The sequence below is a fragment of the Nocardiopsis synnemataformans genome (genome assembly GCF_965343085.1).
Classification (GTDB): domain Bacteria; phylum Actinomycetota; class Actinomycetes; order Streptosporangiales; family Streptosporangiaceae; genus Nocardiopsis; species Nocardiopsis alborubida.
Genome location: NZ_CBDRFA010000080.1, coordinates 24,002 through 38,372 on the forward strand (window position 1 = coordinate 24,002; position 14,371 = coordinate 38,372).

At 65.5% G+C, this 14,371-nt stretch carries 22 protein-coding genes and 2 pseudogenes; 20 read left to right on the forward strand and 4 right to left on the reverse strand.

The genetic code is table 11. From position 1 onward, the window contains the following. Positions 1 to 1,043 precede the first annotated feature (1,043 nt). Positions 1,044 to 1,568 carry a hypothetical protein gene (locus ACSIH6_RS32550; RefSeq protein WP_435112181.1) on the reverse strand — a complete coding sequence of 175 codons (525 nt, stop codon included), beginning with the start codon at positions 1,566 to 1,568 and terminating at the stop codon, positions 1,044 to 1,046. A 243-nt stretch (positions 1,569 to 1,811) separates the two neighbouring features. On the opposite strand from ACSIH6_RS32550, the pseudogene ACSIH6_RS32555 reads away from it, so the two are divergent. The 3 genes and pseudogenes from ACSIH6_RS32555 to ACSIH6_RS32565 all read left to right on the forward strand — a co-directional run. Then, positions 1,812 to 2,000: pseudogene (locus tag ACSIH6_RS32555) on the forward strand (helix-turn-helix domain-containing protein); the annotation flags it as partial. Between the two features lie 51 nt (positions 2,001 to 2,051). Further along, entirely contained in the window at positions 2,052 to 2,720 is a 669-nt protein-coding gene (locus ACSIH6_RS32560; RefSeq protein ID WP_435112202.1) for a LysR substrate-binding domain-containing protein, read from the forward strand. A 206-nt stretch (positions 2,721 to 2,926) separates the two neighbouring features. Further along, the gene (locus ACSIH6_RS32565) at positions 2,927 to 3,811 is read left to right on the forward strand and encodes a hypothetical protein (protein WP_435112182.1); all 885 of its coding nucleotides are present in this window, start codon (positions 2,927 to 2,929) and stop codon (positions 3,809 to 3,811) included. Positions 3,812 to 3,886: 75 nt separating this feature from the next. Here the strand turns inward: ACSIH6_RS32565 and ACSIH6_RS32570 are convergent, their stop codons facing one another. Together ACSIH6_RS32570 and ACSIH6_RS32575 are read right to left on the reverse strand one after the other, a co-directional pair. Next, entirely contained in the window at positions 3,887 to 4,996 is a 1,110-nt protein-coding gene (locus ACSIH6_RS32570) for a site-specific integrase (RefSeq protein WP_435112183.1), read from the reverse strand. A 708-nt stretch (positions 4,997 to 5,704) separates the two neighbouring features. Beyond that, positions 5,705 to 6,037, reverse strand: coding sequence for a type 2 periplasmic-binding domain-containing protein (locus tag ACSIH6_RS32575; protein ID WP_435112184.1), 333 nt, complete (start codon positions 6,035 to 6,037; stop codon positions 5,705 to 5,707). Between the two features lie 309 nt (positions 6,038 to 6,346). On the opposite strand from ACSIH6_RS32575, the gene ACSIH6_RS32580 reads away from it, so the two are divergent. The 8 genes from ACSIH6_RS32580 to ACSIH6_RS32615 all read left to right on the forward strand — a co-directional run bounded on the left by ACSIH6_RS32580 (position 6,347) and on the right by ACSIH6_RS32615 (position 8,789). Then, on the forward strand, positions 6,347 to 6,631 hold the full coding sequence (locus tag ACSIH6_RS32580) for a hypothetical protein (RefSeq protein ID WP_435112185.1): 285 nt from the start codon (positions 6,347 to 6,349) through the stop codon (positions 6,629 to 6,631). A 14-nt stretch (positions 6,632 to 6,645) separates the two neighbouring features. After that, entirely contained in the window at positions 6,646 to 7,014 is a 369-nt protein-coding gene (locus ACSIH6_RS32585; RefSeq protein WP_435112186.1) for a hypothetical protein, read from the forward strand. Positions 7,015 to 7,028: 14 nt separating this feature from the next. Further along, a complete protein-coding gene (locus ACSIH6_RS32590; protein ID WP_435112187.1) occupies positions 7,029 to 7,229 on the forward strand; it encodes a hypothetical protein in 201 nt (66 codons plus the stop codon). 66 nt (positions 7,230 to 7,295) lie between these two features. After that, complete coding sequence (locus tag ACSIH6_RS32595; protein WP_435112188.1) at positions 7,296 to 7,538, forward strand: hypothetical protein; 243 nt, start codon at positions 7,296 to 7,298, stop codon at positions 7,536 to 7,538. Positions 7,539 to 7,775: 237 nt separating this feature from the next. Next, positions 7,776 to 8,177, forward strand: coding sequence for a hypothetical protein (locus ACSIH6_RS32600; RefSeq protein ID WP_435112189.1), 402 nt, complete (start codon positions 7,776 to 7,778; stop codon positions 8,175 to 8,177). Then, positions 8,174 to 8,362: a hypothetical protein gene (locus ACSIH6_RS32605; protein WP_435112190.1), complete on the forward strand. Its 189-nt coding sequence runs from the start codon at positions 8,174 to 8,176 to the stop codon at positions 8,360 to 8,362. The genes ACSIH6_RS32600 and ACSIH6_RS32605 overlap by 4 nt, the downstream gene beginning before the upstream one ends. Continuing rightward, positions 8,359 to 8,514: a hypothetical protein gene (locus ACSIH6_RS32610; protein ID WP_435112191.1), complete on the forward strand. Its 156-nt coding sequence runs from the start codon at positions 8,359 to 8,361 to the stop codon at positions 8,512 to 8,514. The genes ACSIH6_RS32605 and ACSIH6_RS32610 overlap by 4 nt, the downstream gene beginning before the upstream one ends. Then, a complete protein-coding gene (locus ACSIH6_RS32615; RefSeq protein ID WP_435112192.1) occupies positions 8,511 to 8,789 on the forward strand; it encodes a hypothetical protein in 279 nt (92 codons plus the stop codon). The genes ACSIH6_RS32610 and ACSIH6_RS32615 overlap by 4 nt, the downstream gene beginning before the upstream one ends. Before the next feature lie 128 nt (positions 8,790 to 8,917). Here ACSIH6_RS32615 and ACSIH6_RS32620 read toward each other — a convergent pair. After that, a pseudogene (locus tag ACSIH6_RS32620) lies at positions 8,918 to 9,909 on the reverse strand (IS30 family transposase); the annotation flags it as partial. Between ACSIH6_RS32620 and ACSIH6_RS32625 the strand changes: the two are divergent. The 9 genes from ACSIH6_RS32625 to ACSIH6_RS32665 all read left to right on the forward strand — a co-directional run. Then, entirely contained in the window at positions 9,871 to 10,098 is a 228-nt protein-coding gene (locus ACSIH6_RS32625) for a hypothetical protein (protein ID WP_435112203.1), read from the forward strand. The pseudogene ACSIH6_RS32620 and the gene ACSIH6_RS32625 sit on opposite strands and share 39 nt — an antisense overlap. Continuing rightward, positions 10,052 to 10,288 carry a hypothetical protein gene (locus ACSIH6_RS32630; protein ID WP_435112193.1) on the forward strand — a complete coding sequence of 79 codons (237 nt, stop codon included), beginning with the start codon at positions 10,052 to 10,054 and terminating at the stop codon, positions 10,286 to 10,288. Before ACSIH6_RS32625 ends, ACSIH6_RS32630 begins: the two co-directional genes overlap by 47 nt. A gap of 38 nt (positions 10,289 to 10,326) precedes the next feature. Then, on the forward strand, positions 10,327 to 10,656 hold the full coding sequence (locus ACSIH6_RS32635; RefSeq protein WP_435112194.1) for a hypothetical protein: 330 nt from the start codon (positions 10,327 to 10,329) through the stop codon (positions 10,654 to 10,656). A 26-nt stretch (positions 10,657 to 10,682) separates the two neighbouring features. Then, positions 10,683 to 10,967, forward strand: coding sequence for a hypothetical protein (locus tag ACSIH6_RS32640; protein WP_435112195.1), 285 nt, complete (start codon positions 10,683 to 10,685; stop codon positions 10,965 to 10,967). Positions 10,968 to 11,405: 438 nt separating this feature from the next. Continuing rightward, positions 11,406 to 11,744 (forward strand): hypothetical protein, encoded by a 339-nt coding sequence (locus ACSIH6_RS32645; RefSeq protein WP_435112196.1) that lies wholly within the window; start codon positions 11,406 to 11,408, stop codon positions 11,742 to 11,744. A 54-nt stretch (positions 11,745 to 11,798) separates the two neighbouring features. Continuing rightward, on the forward strand, positions 11,799 to 12,758 hold the full coding sequence (locus ACSIH6_RS32650; protein ID WP_435112197.1) for a hypothetical protein: 960 nt from the start codon (positions 11,799 to 11,801) through the stop codon (positions 12,756 to 12,758). 12 nt (positions 12,759 to 12,770) lie between these two features. Then, positions 12,771 to 13,004 (forward strand): hypothetical protein, encoded by a 234-nt coding sequence (locus ACSIH6_RS32655; RefSeq protein ID WP_435112198.1) that lies wholly within the window; start codon positions 12,771 to 12,773, stop codon positions 13,002 to 13,004. A 352-nt stretch (positions 13,005 to 13,356) separates the two neighbouring features. Then, positions 13,357 to 13,839: a hypothetical protein gene (locus ACSIH6_RS32660; protein WP_435112199.1), complete on the forward strand. Its 483-nt coding sequence runs from the start codon at positions 13,357 to 13,359 to the stop codon at positions 13,837 to 13,839. After that, positions 13,832 to 14,371, forward strand: a 540-nt coding sequence (locus tag ACSIH6_RS32665) for a Scr1 family TA system antitoxin-like transcriptional regulator (RefSeq protein ID WP_435112200.1), incomplete at its 3' end; no start/stop codon positions are given. The genes ACSIH6_RS32660 and ACSIH6_RS32665, both read left to right, overlap by 8 nt.

Sequence of the window (14,371 nt, forward strand, 5' to 3'; positions counted from 1 at the left end):
AGGCTCTCCCTGACCTGATGGTCGAAAGGCAACAATGAGAAGCGACACGGTCGGCTCCATAGCACACGGCAGCGAGGAAGTTCGTAGCCTATCGACGGGACGGTGCCGGGGTGGGCCCAACTACCAGGGTCTTCTCCCTCGACAACTCCACCGCCATGCGATGCCCCGGCCACCGCGCCCTGCACGAGGCACGCCTGTCCTAGGTCACTGCCACCGCTGAGGGTCTCACCAAGCACGACTCAGATCGCCAAATCGCCGCCCAAGCCTACGGCTACATTCTGCCTCCTAGAAACAGCCCCAGCTCGAAGCTGCCTCTGGCGACCGTCACACCTAGGCCACGAGACCACGGACCAGCGCACCACCATGGCAAGGAGGAAGGCGTGGTTGTCCACCATCCTGGTATTCACCCGGCCCGACGGTGACTTCGCCTGTGACCAGAAGATGTAGATGCTGGAGGAGGGCTACATCAAGCTCAGCCCCGAGGAGATGATGATGGTGAGTTGGCTTGTCATCGCTCAGGTGGACGAGGGTCGGCCTTGAACAACCCCACGTTTCTATGACTAATGGGGATGGAATGTCCGCGCTGGTCTTCAGAGGCGCAAGTCAGGAGCAGGTCTCATCCGTCGCTTAGGGCTTCTTGGGAGCACTCAGTAGGGCCAGTGGGAGGTAGCGGGAGCGACCATTCAGGTTCTAGCCATGGACCTGAACGGCCAATGCTGCCCCTGCGATGGAGACGACAGGTAGCCGGCTCCGGGACCCCGCATCGATGGGCAGTCTCTCTCGGTACTGGACGAGCCGTTCTACCAGGGCCTGCTTAAAAGCCTCCTAGCCACCGCCTAGGAACGTGAGGAGCAGCTACTGGTCGGGGGACAGTTGCCCAGCGGCGTCCAGACGCAGAACCGCCTCAGCGCACTTCTCGAGCCCCAGCCCACACAGGGGCATCTCGGGCAGTTCCGGGGGTCCGGGCCGACCCAGTGTGTAGGAGAGGGGGACCAAGTAGGCGCACAGGGCGTCCATCTCCGCCAAGCCGGCCGGGTGCGGTTCTACCGTGAAAGGTGAGTGCGGCGCCCCGGCCTCGATTGTGTCGGCGTGATCTTCAAGCAGTTGCAGACTGATGACCCTTCCTTGTCCCACAAAGTGCTACTGACCAGGGACAGGGCGAACGCGTCCACCCAGGTGTCCGTGGTGGGCGTCCGGTCAACATCATCAGAGCCGATGCAGCGGCCGTCGCTGCTGGTGCTGTCGTAGGAGAAGTGGGAGAGGCGGATCTCCAAAACACCATCGGGGAAGGAAGCCAGAAACAGTATTCCGAAAACGCTCTCAGCCGCGCTGAGTAAGAGCGTGAGTGTTGGTTCGGCGGCGAGAACGGGGTCCTCCAGGGAGCGGGCGGCGACATGGTCCAGAAGAGCGTCGCGCATCCTCTGGAGCCCCTGCAGGGACAAGTCGTTGTAGTGCGGGTGGATCCAGTGCCGCTTGGCCCGCTCCTCAACGCCGCCCAAAGCCTGCGCGATCCAGTCCCGGTTGACGCTGTGGCACGCCACTTCCCGCACGTGCTCGCCATCCTTCATCCCTTACTCATCGGCGGCACGCTACCACCGGCCCAGGACACAACACAGGACCGCTCTGAACAGGAATGACCAGGCTGCAGCGTGTTTCGCAGCGCAGAAGAAACGGGTCCGCGTCACTTAGAAGAGGACCGTTGTCCCCTGGATCCTGCTCCTCCGAACCGGTACACCTAAGATGGGGTGCTTCGTCATGGTTTTTTAAACACCTAGAGTGGCTAAACGACGAAGAAAAAGGAGGTGGGGCGAGTGACGTTGCGGCTACTGGACCCCAGGAAACTGGAGCACTTCTTAGCCATCTATGAGCACCGACACTTCACCCGAGCAGCCAAGGCCCTGTACCTGGATACAGCCGTACTGTCCCGCAGCATCCGAGCACTGGAGCGTGACTTGCAGGTAAAACTGTTCGAGCGAGGCCCAGGACGCCCCGTTGAGCCCACTCTCGCAGCTACTCGCCTGGCCCGGGAAACCGAACGCATGGTGCGTGGCTTGGAAGCTCTACCCAGCGCAGCCCGCGGCGATGAAGCCGGAGTCGATCGCATCCGTGTAGGCATTCTCGGCGCAGGGCTCGGCACCAGCGACGCAAGCGAGGTCCTGCGCTACTGGCGCCGCAATTGGCCGGACGTACGCTTGGAACACGTGTCCTTAAGCGCGGAAAACCACGATGTGGCGGTACTGGACGGCACTGTGGACATCGCCGTGCAGCAACTCGGCAGCGCTGAACCGTCTGAACTAGTTACCCACGTGGCCTACCGGACGCCTCGTGCTGTCGTGGTCCCGAGCGACAGCCCGTACGCAGATGCCCCCGTCTTGGATCCCGGTGACCTCCAAGACGAGGATTTCCTTTTCACAGACGTGTCGGGCCGACTCGGCGAGGTGTGGGCGGACCTACCCGTAATGGAGGGCAGCAGCCGGGACACGGTGGTATCAACGCCAGCGAGCGTGGCCCCAGCTGTGTTCACCACTCGCCGGTTGGGCGTGAACGCGCTTGCGGCCCAGGGGCTCGGAGTGCTTCCAGGAACAAAGTTCGTAGAGCTGACTGGCTCGTCAGTGGATATCGGCGTCGCGATGCGCGCTGGTGAACAACCGCCCGCAGTGGAGGCCCTATACCGGGCAGTTGAGTTCTGCACGATCACCGGACCTTTGAACCGCGATTAGCCGGTCACATCCGGCTATGTCAAGGGTTTGCTGTTGCGGATTTGGTCCATGTCAAAAAACCTCGGATCGGCCACCCTAGAAGTAAGTGGTCCCCGGGCATTTTGCACGGGGAGGTGACGGCCACGCCTGCCAGGCCGTCCTCCTCCTAACCTCCCCGACCCGGGTGGCCACGGGCCTGCACCCGAGGCCACCCCGGGAGGGATTGGATGACCGCCACACCCGCCAAGCCAACCACCGACTGTGAGCCCATGGACCTGGACCTGGTTAAGGTCACCACACACGTCCTGACCACAACCCGATCCCACGATCCCGGCGCAACCCTCATCGAGCGGCAGCGCCGCCGAGGTAGCACCTGGACCTTGGTCGACCACGGTCGTGGTCTGGCCCGCACTGCGGAACTGCTGTACCAGGTCTACCGCAGCGATCGCCCGGCTGCCTGCCTGCTGCTACTAGCTGGACACGAACGCTCGGGAGAAACTCCAGACAAGGTGCGGATTCGGGATTGGGTACCGGCACACATTAGTGTTTTGTCCCCGGGACAGCTCAGTCCCGGAGGTACCCCACTGCCGCATGTGCCTCGCGCCCGGGCCTACCGTGTGGGGTCTGAACAGGCCATCATCTGGTCTCCCGACGATGACGTTGTGATCGCTGGTGACCTGCTGGCTCCGGACTTGCCGGATCTGTCCCACATCAGCCCACGCCAGGCCATGGACGGGCTCCACTACGCCGCATCCCAGGGCCCCCTGGTCACCATCGGCAGCCACGGAAACGTTATCGATGCCCGTCCCCAGGTCGCCGCCGGAACGTACGTCCCACCACACAAACTGGCCACGGTGGCGGACATGCGCACGCGCATCGCCTACATTCAGGACATCGCCACCGTGGCCTACGCTGGGGTCCGGCAGGAACTCACACCTCGCCGTGCCGCATGCCAGGGGTGGGAGCACCTCTCCCACTGGACGGGCAGGGACCAAGAACAGCAGGTGCAGCTTAATCGCCGCCACCTGGTCAACTTACACAGCGCGATGGCGGCGGTGCGCGGCGAGACAGTCGACCTAGCCGCCGCGCACGCAGATGCTGCAACCCTGTAAGCACCGACTGGTCCGCGTCGTGTTCTGCCGCTAGTTGGGGACGAAGAAGCCTTAACCGACGGTGTGCTTGCTCCCTTAGAATATCCCTCCGAACAGGTCTCCAGCCCACTGATCACCTTGTTCGATGTAGCCCTCCAAAGTGCGGGAGCCCTTTACATGGCCGCTGCGTCGGCTGATCTCCTCACGTGAGGCCCTGTTGCGTGCGGCCACGGTGATGGGGCCCCGGCGCAGCGAATGTCCGGTGTAGCTCTGCACCAGACCGTTGGATGCTGGGCCCTGCTCGTGTTTGGTTAGCCCTGCCTTATTCGCCATTGTGCCCACGATGGCATTCACCGAATGCGGACTTAATGCCTTGGGCTGTGTGGGGAGCGCGTCGGTGCGGGTTATACGGCACAGCAGTGGGGTGGTCGCTGCTGTGTGTCCTTCCTCGGCCAAGATCTCGACCCAGGATCGGACGGCACGAACCGCACACAGTTCCGGGTCCCCCCGGTAGCGCACAGCCTGCCAGACCTCCTTCTCCGTGGTCTTGGGGCGCCGCACGGCGACCTCCATGCCCAACTCGTGCCAGCGGAAGTCTCCGAGCATCAAGCTGGCCCCCTCCGACCGGCGAAGCATCAGGTGCCAGCCCACCAGGATCAGGCAGGCGTCACGCGCCCGTCGTCGTCGAGCCGGTTGTCCATCGGCCTGTTCCTGGGCGCGCGCCGCACGCACCAGAGCGCGTAGATCTTCCACACCAGCAGCTGCCGCCTGCCGTGGCCGCGGGGGGTGAGATCGGTTGTGCCCGGCGATCACTTTGCGGGCCGCGCGTTGGACCGGGGCGGGGTACCCTCGCTCGACCGTCTCGGTGGCCACCGCGGACAAACGCCGTTCCACTGTGGAGACCTTCAACGGCCTGCGCTTATCCGGAGCCACCGAAGCGGACCCCTTCTCCAAAAGTTCGGTGGCATACCAGGCCAGGACCTCCTCGCTTACCGGGTGGGGCTCGACGCCCAGCCCCTCGCAGAACGCCTGCCAGTCGGCGCGATCGGTCGCGTAGGCGCGCCGGGTATTGAGCGGTACCGCGTCGGCGATCTTGTTGGCCGCTGCTTCGTGCAGGGCCTGGAGGCGTGCTTGAAGCTGGTTGGACGGGTTAGCCCTAGGTACTGGTAGCGGCGAGACATCAGCGGCCTCATGGGTGGCCGTCACTGGTGGATCCTTTCGTCGGGCCCTTAAGTGCACCGATCCTGGTACTGGTTGTGTCGAGACCTCATGGTAGGCGTGTAGTCCGCTGTGGAACAGAATCTGATCGACAGTGCCAGGGTGACGTCGTGGGTGAGGGCCGGCCTGGGAGGGGCCGTACCAGGTGAAGCTGCAGAAGCGATCTAAGAAGTTGCGGTTCGCGAAGTTGTAGCACTTGCTGATGCTCGTGCCACGAGATACACACCGAGCCGACGTTATCCGCTTTGCCCACATCTACAAACAAGCCCCGTCCTCGGTCAGATGGCCCCATGTGCCATCAGCTCCCCGGTAGCTGTCATATCCGGTCAGAACCAGATGTGCCCGCCCTCTGCGGTCTGACGAATCACGGCTTGGGTCATGAGAGGAAACGCTTTGGTACGCAACCACTAGATCAACTCGGGAGTACACCTTGGCCCTTCCTTACCGAAGGCGATGGCTGCGGCAGTAGCCAGCTTATGGACCTTGATGCCGTAGCCGAGCAGCACGTAGTCGCGGACGACCAGGACACCGTTCAGTCGGCGTAGGAGCCGTATCGGGACTGGGGGTATGGTGGCTGCGGTCCTGGATGACGACGGCTTTGGAGCCCATGGCGGGCTCACCGATGATGCGCAGTCCCAGGTCGGCCAAGGTGGGGCTGGTATCGTCGACATTAGCGCTCACGGCGGCCAAGCCCGATCACAGCGCGGTTTTCACCGCACCCTCCACGTGCACGATGCTCCCAGGTTGAGCCTCGTAATCAGCCAGGCGTTTGGCCATGGCCGGCGGGTAGGAAGGCACGATGACTTTGCCGTTAAGGGCGTGCACGCCGCGGGCGGAGTCGGAAGCCCCCGCGAAGTGGCAAGTGGCGGGGAAAATCCCACGCCAGGCCTTCCTTCGCCGTACCTGCGGAGCCAATGAGCAGGCCCTGCCCGGTGACTCCCATGCCCGCTTCCCCAAACCGACGTAGGTGGCGATGTTACGGGACCACAGGTTGAAGAACTCGATGTTGTCGTCATGGTCGGCGACCACGAGTTCCTTAGCGTCGGTGCGCTGCAGGTGCTGGCCTTATAGAGCATCGCGACCGCCTTGCAGACCTGGACGTGGGCGCTCACCACAATCCATGGGCGTGGGCATGGGCAATAATCCGCGGTTCGGTCATGGTGGCGATGAGGTCTAGGACCGTGCGGGGACGTGATCGTAGACGCACAGGGACTGGGCCGTGCCGTCTAGGCGGCACAGCTCCACAGAGTGCAGCACACGGGCATAGCCCTCTTCGGGAGGAAATTTGGCGTTGTAGATTGTGCTCTTTCACGCCCTTTCTCCGCCGCCATGCTGGCTTTGCTTAACATCGACCACCAGCCCGCCACCGCCATCACCGCCCTTAAGGTCCTTGTCGAAGACCACGACATGACCGAATGGGACACCCTCGACTGCCTCAAACTTGCCCTCCCCGCAGGCCTGCGGGGAGGGCAGCGCAAGAAAGAAGGTCGCCGCGCCCTGCACCAATCCCACTCTGGGGATGCTTTCTTTGCCGCCGAGCTCGCGGAGATCACGACCCTGTCCGCCCGCGCCGCTGCCCAGCGGGAAACGCTGACCCTCCTCGAAGCCGCAGAGACCGCCTGACCAAAGGAGCCCTGATGAACCTCGTCGACCGAGCCACCCAGATGCGCGCTGCCCGGACCACCGATGACCCGTGCCCGCGCACCACCCCGCACATGGCACACCGCAACTGGCACTCCACCGAGTGTGGCGTGTGCCCCGGAGTAGCCCCCGAAGAAGACCCGATGCCGCGCAACACCGACCACATCCAGCCCAACAAGCGGTACGTCCACTGCCACCCGCTCGACTCCACCACCCTCATCGTCCGCGAGTACGACGGCGGCGACCGCGTCAAGGTCTCCGACACCCGCGGCCGGAACGTCCGCTGGATCAACGCGAAGCAGATCCGCCCGACCGCGACCAAGCCCAACGGCGAGGGGTACAAGACCGGCTACGCCCCCGCCTGAACGAAGGAGCCCCGATGACCGCCTACACCCCGCACGCCGGAGACCTCGCCCGCGACAACGACGACGAACTGTGGTTCGTGTACGCCGACTGCGACAACCCCAACCACCTCTACGGCATCGGCCCCAGCTACCGACACCGCAGCGGAGGTATCCCCGTCCAGTCCATCGCAAACGACTGGGGGCCGCTCCGTCTGGAGTACCGGCCTGCCAACTGACCGCACACGAAGGGCCGTCCCGCTCGACTCGGGACGGCCCGCGAGCACCATACCGAGGAGACACAGATGCGCGTCGAAAGCGGACAGCTCTACCGCCACAACAAGACCGGCAAGCAGATCATCGTGCGCCGAATGGCCCCCGACTATGCATCTGGCCCCAAGGCCCTCATCGAGAACGCCGATGACGGCCCGCTCCGTCCTCGCTGGATCAGCCTTGACCAGCTCCACACCGACGGGAAGCCGCGCAAGACCGGTTACAACCTGGTGCGTGACCTGCTCGCTGGGGTGCGCCAAGCAAAGGAGGCCTGATGTACGCCGTGTACGGGGTCCGCACCCGATACGCCTACCCTAACCCCATGGGCACCCCACCATCGGCCTCGGCGACCGCGAGTACTGCGTGATCCGGGACGGGCAGGTGGTCTACCGCGCGGCTACCCACGCCCTCGCGCTGGCGTGGGTCGGTGACCGCCAGGCCACCAGACAGGGAGCTCCGGGTGTGCGCCTGGCCGCTGCCGCGCGACGGATCCGCACCGTGAAGGAGTCGTGATGGACCTGGAAGCGATCGAAGCGCGCGCCAACGCCGCAACCGAAGGGCCACTGCGCATCGAGGTCCAGGAGTTCGGCCGCGTAGTCCTGAGCCCTGCTGGCCGGGTTGTCGCGTCCGTCAGTCTTGCCAGCGACGCACAGGAGAAGGCAGACGCCGAGTTCTTCACTGCCGCCCGCACTGACGTGCCCGACCTGGTGGCCCGTGTCCGGGCCCTGGAGGACGAGAACCAGCGAATGCGAGACGAGATCGCCGCGCGGATCGTGGAGGAGGAACGCAGCGTGCAGGAACAGATCGTCGAGGAGCCGCTCAACACATGGTTGGCCGGTCTGCTCTTCGGTCTCCAGCGTGGCCGCGACATCGTGACGTCCCCCGCCCGTGAGATCGCTGAGGAGGAGGCGTGAGCGAGCCGCCCGTCCGGATCAGCCGCCGTGAGTCCGCCAGCTACCCCTACGCGTGGCGGTGCACCGCACCCGATCCCGAGAGCCACACCGGCGAGTGCGGGGCGGTGTCCTTCGCGGGCAGCCGCCTGGCCGCTGAGTACGCGCACCAGGTCCACTTCACCCGAGAGCACGAGGAGCCCCGATGATCATCCGCCAGCACGACCGCATCCACCTAGCCGACTCCGACTGGCTCATGTGCAACGTGCTCATCCTCAGCGGCACCAAGGCCCCCGACGACACCGAGGTCGACTGCAAGGACTGCCTGCGGCGGCGGAAGCTCAGAAAGGAAGCCCGATGATCATCACCCTGTGCGGGTCCGTCTCCCACCCCGACCTCATCCGAGAAGCTGCCCGCGAGATCACCCTCCAAGGGCATGCGGTGTTCGCCCCCGAGCCCATGCTGCGACCCGTCACCCCCGAGGAAGCCGAGATGCTCACCCGTCTGCACCACGCCAAGATCCGCCGCGCTGACGCGGTCGTAGCGATCCGCAAGCCCGACGGGAGCATCGGAGACGCGGTGCGTTCGGAGATCGCCTACGCGGAAGACCTCGGGAAGAAGGTGACCTATATCTGACCCCTTCTCCCACCTGCTATCGGCAGGTACAGTGCCCCTGGGAACGCTGCGCAGCCCTTCAAGGCAGCAGTAATAGAAGGCCCCCACCGCGATGGGCGAATTCGAGGGGTCTTCGCAACACACGTTGATCAACTGGCTATGGCCAGGAGCTTAGCCAAACGCTCGGCTAGGGTCTCCCGGCCGAGCGTCTTGCGTGGGCGGGAGTTCAGCTCGGCAGCGACCTCCTCCAGGCGCTCACGGTTGTGCTCGGTCAGGTCGGTGCCCTTAGGGAAGTACTGCCGCAGCAGTCCGTTCGTGTTCTCGTTCGACCTCCGCTGCCAAGGGCTGGAAGGGTCGCAGAAATAAACCGGCATGCCGGTGGCCATCGAGAACCCGTGGTGCAACCCCATCTCCGCAACCTGATCGCAGGTCAGTGACCTGCGCAGATGCTCGGGCAGAGTCGTGACGGCCTCCACCAGGGCGCCACGGAAGCTCGCGGTGTCGCGCGTTCCGGGCAGGTGGACGAGCATCACGTAGCGGCTGGACCGCTCGACTAGTGTGCCGGTTGCCGCACCGTTCTCCTTGCCCACGATGAGATCGCCTTCCCAGTGGCCGGGGACCGCGCGGTCGGCGACCTCGGGCGGGCGCTCGCTGATCATGACCATCGGGTGCGGGAAACGCGGTGTGCGCTGGTCTGGGCGGCGCTGAGGGCGGCGCAGGGTATACGGCCGGTGCGCAGTGCCTTGATCAGCTCGCGGCGCAGCTCTCCGCGGCCTTGGACGTAGAGGGCTTGGTAGATCGTCTCGTGGCACACGTGCATCTCCGCTTGGTCGGGGAAGCTCAGCCTCAGGTGGTGGCTGATCTGCTCCGGACTCCACTTCATGCCCACGTGGTGCTGGATGATCTCGCGCAGGAGCAGGTTGGCTCCGATCTTGCCGCCCTTGGGGCGGGGCCGTCGGGCTCGTGTGCGGCGTGGGGGGTCGTACTGGTGGTTGCTGGGGTAGCGGTTGCGGTGGATCTTCCGGCTGATCGTGGAGGGATTACGGCCCAGCTTGGCGGCGATGGTGCACACGGACGCCTTATCGCGCAGCCGGTCGGCGATGTGGATGCGTTCGTCCTCATCGAGGTAGCGGCCGGTGCCGACACGAAGAGACTCTTCGTCTACCGGGACCACCAGCGCATCGACTTCCACCTGCTGCGCACCCGCAAGTACGCCGACCAGCGCGCCACCATCGCTACCCATGGACTCACCAATGACCAGGGGTGGAAGTACTACTCCGGCGGTGTCGTGTACCGCGCCCTCCTCGATGACGCTGAGGAGGCCCGGTGACCCTGGAAGACTACTGGTACCTGCCCCCGGACCCCGACAACACCGAGTAGCAAAGGACGCCGACCAAGCCCAGTTCGACGGCGTCTACGACGTCGTCAACTCCTTCGCCCACGCAGAGGACGCCGAGGAGCTCGACCGCTGGTGGGACGACCTCGACTACCACGACTGGGTGTACATCCGCACCCGGTGACCCCCCGCATGACCGCCTGACCGAGCAAAGGAGCCCTCTTGAGCTACGACGTTGACCTGCGCATTAGCACCGGCGGAACCGTTAGCCACATCGTCTGGAACGCGAACATCACTTCGAACCTTCAGCCCATGTTCCAAATTGCGCTTCCCGGTGACGGCGGACTCAACAGCCTCAATGACGCCAAGGCTGGCGACGTGGCCCCCGCCGTGCTCGCGGCGGCCGACCACATGGACGCTGATCCCCACACGTACACACCCCTGAACCCGGCGAATGGGTGGGGCAGCTACGACATCGCACGGAAGTGGCTTCGTGAGCTCGGGGAGGCCTGCCAGGACAACCCGCTGTGCACCATCGATGTGAGCAGCTGACCCCCGTCTGATCGAAGGAGAAGGCCATGGAAGAAATCGAGCCCACCACCGCCCAAGTTCACGACGTCATGGCAGCTCTAGGTACACCGCACACCGACCAGCACCAGACCCTCGGTGCCGACTTCGACCAGTGGCAGGCAGAGGACACCATCCGCCGAGTGTGGCCGCACATCGTGGTCCAGGCCCGCCGCGACGCCATCAAGGAGGTTGCCGCCGCAATCGAGGCCCGAGCTGACCGAGAGGGCAACATGGCGCTTGCCGCGCTGATCCGTGAGGGCGCCACCATCGCCCGCGGACTGGACACCGCCTGACGGAAGGAGAAGACCGTGACTCATAAGCTGCCCCGCGAACCCGGCACCATCTACGCCGTCACCACGAAGTTCATCCGCTGCGCCGACTACAGCGGGGCGTATTCCTTCTAGAGTGCCGGGTCCGTGGTCTACACGAAGCACGGCAACGGCACCCGCGCCGAACAATCGGCCCGTGCATGGAAACTCGTCGACCCGCCCGCCTGACCGCGCGCGAAGGGCCGTCCCGCTCGGTTCGGGACGGCCCAGGACACCGAGAAGACGAAGTGACCTGCGTGCAGTCCGGCCAGACGTACCCCAACAACGACCCCCGCGCCTCCGACCCGAACCATGCCCGTACGAAGCACGACTACAGCCTGCCCGACGACCACGGCTCGACGCCCCTGCTCGCCCTTCTGTCGTGGAGAACGAGCCAACCTTCCAGCGCACGAGGAGAACGATATGTCTGACCGCCCGCACGCCCGCGCCTTCGAGCTTCCTGGCTGGCCCTGCCCTCCCCTCTCCTACCAGATCGCCGACTACCCCGGCAGCTACGGGTGGGTAGGCCCCAGCCACGTCTACATCGACGAGGCGGGCTACCTGTGGGTGTCGAGCAACTCCGACCTCACGCCAGCCCCCCAGACGGCATTCAGCGTGTGCCTCGCGTGGACTGAGGACGGTATCGGCCTCTGGGCCCCCAAGAAGGCCTACAGCAGCTTCATCACTCGGAAGTGCCTGGGTGAGGGGTTCACTCCGATCGCCCGCATCATCCCCGAGCCGCCCACCGCCGAGCAGAGCTAAGCAGGGACGCTGCCCCACCAGCGTCCGCCACCACCAAGGAACGAAAAGACCCAAATGAGCGAGTACGCCCGTACCAGGCTTCAGAAGATGTGGAGCGGACTGGAGTTCTTCACCGTCGAGAGCATCGACGCCCGCGAACCCGACGACGTGTGCTACATCGAGCTACGCAAGCCTCCCATCGGCACCTACGCCAACGGCAAGCCGATGTACAACGACCTCATCCCCGGGCGGCACCCCTACAAGCGTCTCCAAGACGTGCCCGCGGAACACCGGCCCCACGCCCGCGTGGTGTGGGAGAGCTTCCGGGGACGCACCACTGACGGCGTCGCCTTCAACCAGGACAGCCACCACAAGCTCGACTTCACCGACTACACGCTGACCTTCCGGGACCCCCTGTGGTCTGATGCCACCTGGATCTCCAACCCGCCTGACGCGGGGCAGCTGATCTGCGGGGTGCGCGAGGCCTCAGGCCGACTGGGCCGCTGGTTCGTGTGCGACGACGCCTTCCGCCTGCTCGTGGAGGGCGTACGCAACGGCCCGCCGCACACCGAGCAGGAGTACGCCCACCTGCTACTCACCGACGGGTACCCCGACACCTACTTCGCCGTGGCCCGACTGGTGTTCTTCGACCAGGTGCAGGCGTTCGTCGACGGGATCAAGGTCGGCAAGGCTGCCCCCACCACCGCTCAACTGTTCATGGGCGCGCCCCGCACGATCAGCACGGCGGGCCCTCAGGTGGGTCAGCACCCGGCCTACGGCATGACCTACGCCGGAGGTTACAAGGTGGACTGGCGCGGGATGTACCTGGGCACGGACTACTCCCAGTTCGTTCACGAGCTCTCTCACTCCCTCGGGGAACCGGCATGGTGGGACAACTTCCTCGCGCTGGCCGCGGACCAGGGCGTGGTCCACTCCCACCCCTCTCGGGGCGGGACGTGCCAGGCGTGCATGGCCGCTGACCCGAACTGGCCGAGGAACGGGTTTCCGTACAGCATCGACAGCGACCTGTTCTGACCGGGAGGCAGCATGTCCAGCTACATCACCGCTCGCGCGGCCAGCAACCTGGCCCATACCGAGACCGAGCTCGCCGGTCGGCTGGCCGCTCTTCAATCGACCGTCGCGGCCTGGACCACGGACTCCGTGAACACCGGCGCCACGATGAACGCCGCCTCCCTGATCGCTGAGCTGGCGACGCTGGCCGCCCGCCGTAGTTCACAGCAGGAGACGCTCACCCTACTGAAAGCCGCTGAGGCCTCCTAACCGCACACCGAGGGCTGCCCCAATCGCCCCGGGGCGGCCCACGAACACCCAACAGAGGAGAGACATGCCCCGCCTCTGATACCTTCCAGCACGGCACTGAGCCGCCGTTTCGCGGCTGGGAGCGCGACCACACCGCGCTCGTACATGTCTTTGTGGTCCGCGTGCCACCAGGGCCTCCCTCTGTCCACCGACGCCGACGAGATCGGGCACCTGATCCCCGGGTCCCAGTGGCTGGCTGCCCGCGCACACAGGGGCGCCGTTGCCGCGGGGGCCGTCCGTGCCGACACGCTCGCACGCCACCTTGTTCCGCCCCGTCTGGGACACTGGCAACCCGGACGCCGGCGTCACCGCAATGCTCAACGCCACGCACGCGGTGATGCGCGACCAACTGCCCCAGCCCGCCCTGCTGCGCGTCATGAACGTCGCCCAGGCCCGCAAGCTGGGGTTCGGCACCAGCGACGACGAGGCGTTCGTGACCGTGGCCGTGCACTACGCGCTCCCGGACCTGAGCCTGGCGGAGCAGCGGGCGCGCGCAGAGCAGTTCGCGGCCGAGCAGGGATGGCAGGCCGCCCCGGTGGACGACCTGGGCATGACGAAGGACGAACTGGTGAGCGCCCGGCTGCACGAGCTGTTGGGCCACCGCGTCACGATCACCATCACCGTGCCTCAGCCCTACGGCCGAGACGAGCACATGCGCAGCGAGACCGGCGCCCTGTTCCACGGCGCCGATGGGTTCACCGTCCAGGGCGAGGCCCCGCACTTCGCGGTCATGGACGTGCACCCGGCGTCGGTGGTCGTGATCGTTGACCACGGTGTGGGGGGCCAGGATGGGTGAGGACCGAGTTGAGGGGGTGCGCTCGCCCACCGTGCAGCGGCACATCCTGCTGGAGAGCTTGATCGGTCACCGCAAGAGGTTGGGCATCACCCAGCAGGAGGTCGCGGCCGAGCTCGACGTGTCCGTCCAAACGGTGATGCGGTTGGAGTCCGGGCAGGTCCAGCTCAAGCGGGACTACCTGTCCTGCATGACGCGGTTCTACCGGCTGCCGGAGAGCGAGAGCGAGCGTCTGAACGCGCTGCGGTGGGGGGCTCGGGAGCCGGAGTGGTGGAAGCCCTACGCCTCGGTGCTGAGCACGGACGAGCAGCAGCGCCTGGGGTGGCGCAGCGGAGCGCAGGCCATCCAGGAGTGGGCGTGCCTGACGGTGCCGGAGCTGTTGCAGACCCGGGACTACGCGACGGCCGCGCTCTTGGAGGAGCCGCGCGCGCGTCGCGAGCTGCTGGTCGAGGCAAGGTTGCAAGCGCAGATCGAGTCCACGTTCACCCGGGTGAGGCAGCGGTACGTGCTCGACGAGGCGGTGGTGTGGCGGCGT

Excerpts from the sequence above, each read along its gene's own strand:
- ACSIH6_RS32550 (WP_435112181.1), bottom strand. The coding sequence starts at position 1,568 with ATGAAGGATGGCGAGCACGTGCGGGAAGTGGCGTGCCACAGCGTCAAC.
- ACSIH6_RS32565 (WP_435112182.1), top strand. The coding sequence starts at position 2,927 with ATGACCGCCACACCCGCCAAGCCAACCACCGACTGTGAGCCCATGGAC.
- ACSIH6_RS32585 (WP_435112186.1), top strand. The coding sequence starts at position 6,646 with ATGAACCTCGTCGACCGAGCCACCCAGATGCGCGCTGCCCGGACCACC.
- ACSIH6_RS32590 (WP_435112187.1), top strand. The coding sequence starts at position 7,029 with ATGACCGCCTACACCCCGCACGCCGGAGACCTCGCCCGCGACAACGAC.
- ACSIH6_RS32595 (WP_435112188.1), top strand. The coding sequence starts at position 7,296 with ATGCGCGTCGAAAGCGGACAGCTCTACCGCCACAACAAGACCGGCAAG.
- ACSIH6_RS32600 (WP_435112189.1), top strand. The coding sequence starts at position 7,776 with ATGGACCTGGAAGCGATCGAAGCGCGCGCCAACGCCGCAACCGAAGGG.
- ACSIH6_RS32610 (WP_435112191.1), top strand. The coding sequence starts at position 8,359 with ATGATCATCCGCCAGCACGACCGCATCCACCTAGCCGACTCCGACTGG.
- ACSIH6_RS32615 (WP_435112192.1), top strand. The coding sequence starts at position 8,511 with ATGATCATCACCCTGTGCGGGTCCGTCTCCCACCCCGACCTCATCCGA.
- ACSIH6_RS32640 (WP_435112195.1), top strand. The coding sequence starts at position 10,683 with ATGGAAGAAATCGAGCCCACCACCGCCCAAGTTCACGACGTCATGGCA.
- ACSIH6_RS32645 (WP_435112196.1), top strand. The coding sequence starts at position 11,406 with ATGTCTGACCGCCCGCACGCCCGCGCCTTCGAGCTTCCTGGCTGGCCC.
- ACSIH6_RS32650 (WP_435112197.1), top strand. The coding sequence starts at position 11,799 with ATGAGCGAGTACGCCCGTACCAGGCTTCAGAAGATGTGGAGCGGACTG.
- ACSIH6_RS32655 (WP_435112198.1), top strand. The coding sequence starts at position 12,771 with ATGTCCAGCTACATCACCGCTCGCGCGGCCAGCAACCTGGCCCATACC.
- ACSIH6_RS32660 (WP_435112199.1), top strand. The coding sequence starts at position 13,357 with ATGCTCAACGCCACGCACGCGGTGATGCGCGACCAACTGCCCCAGCCC.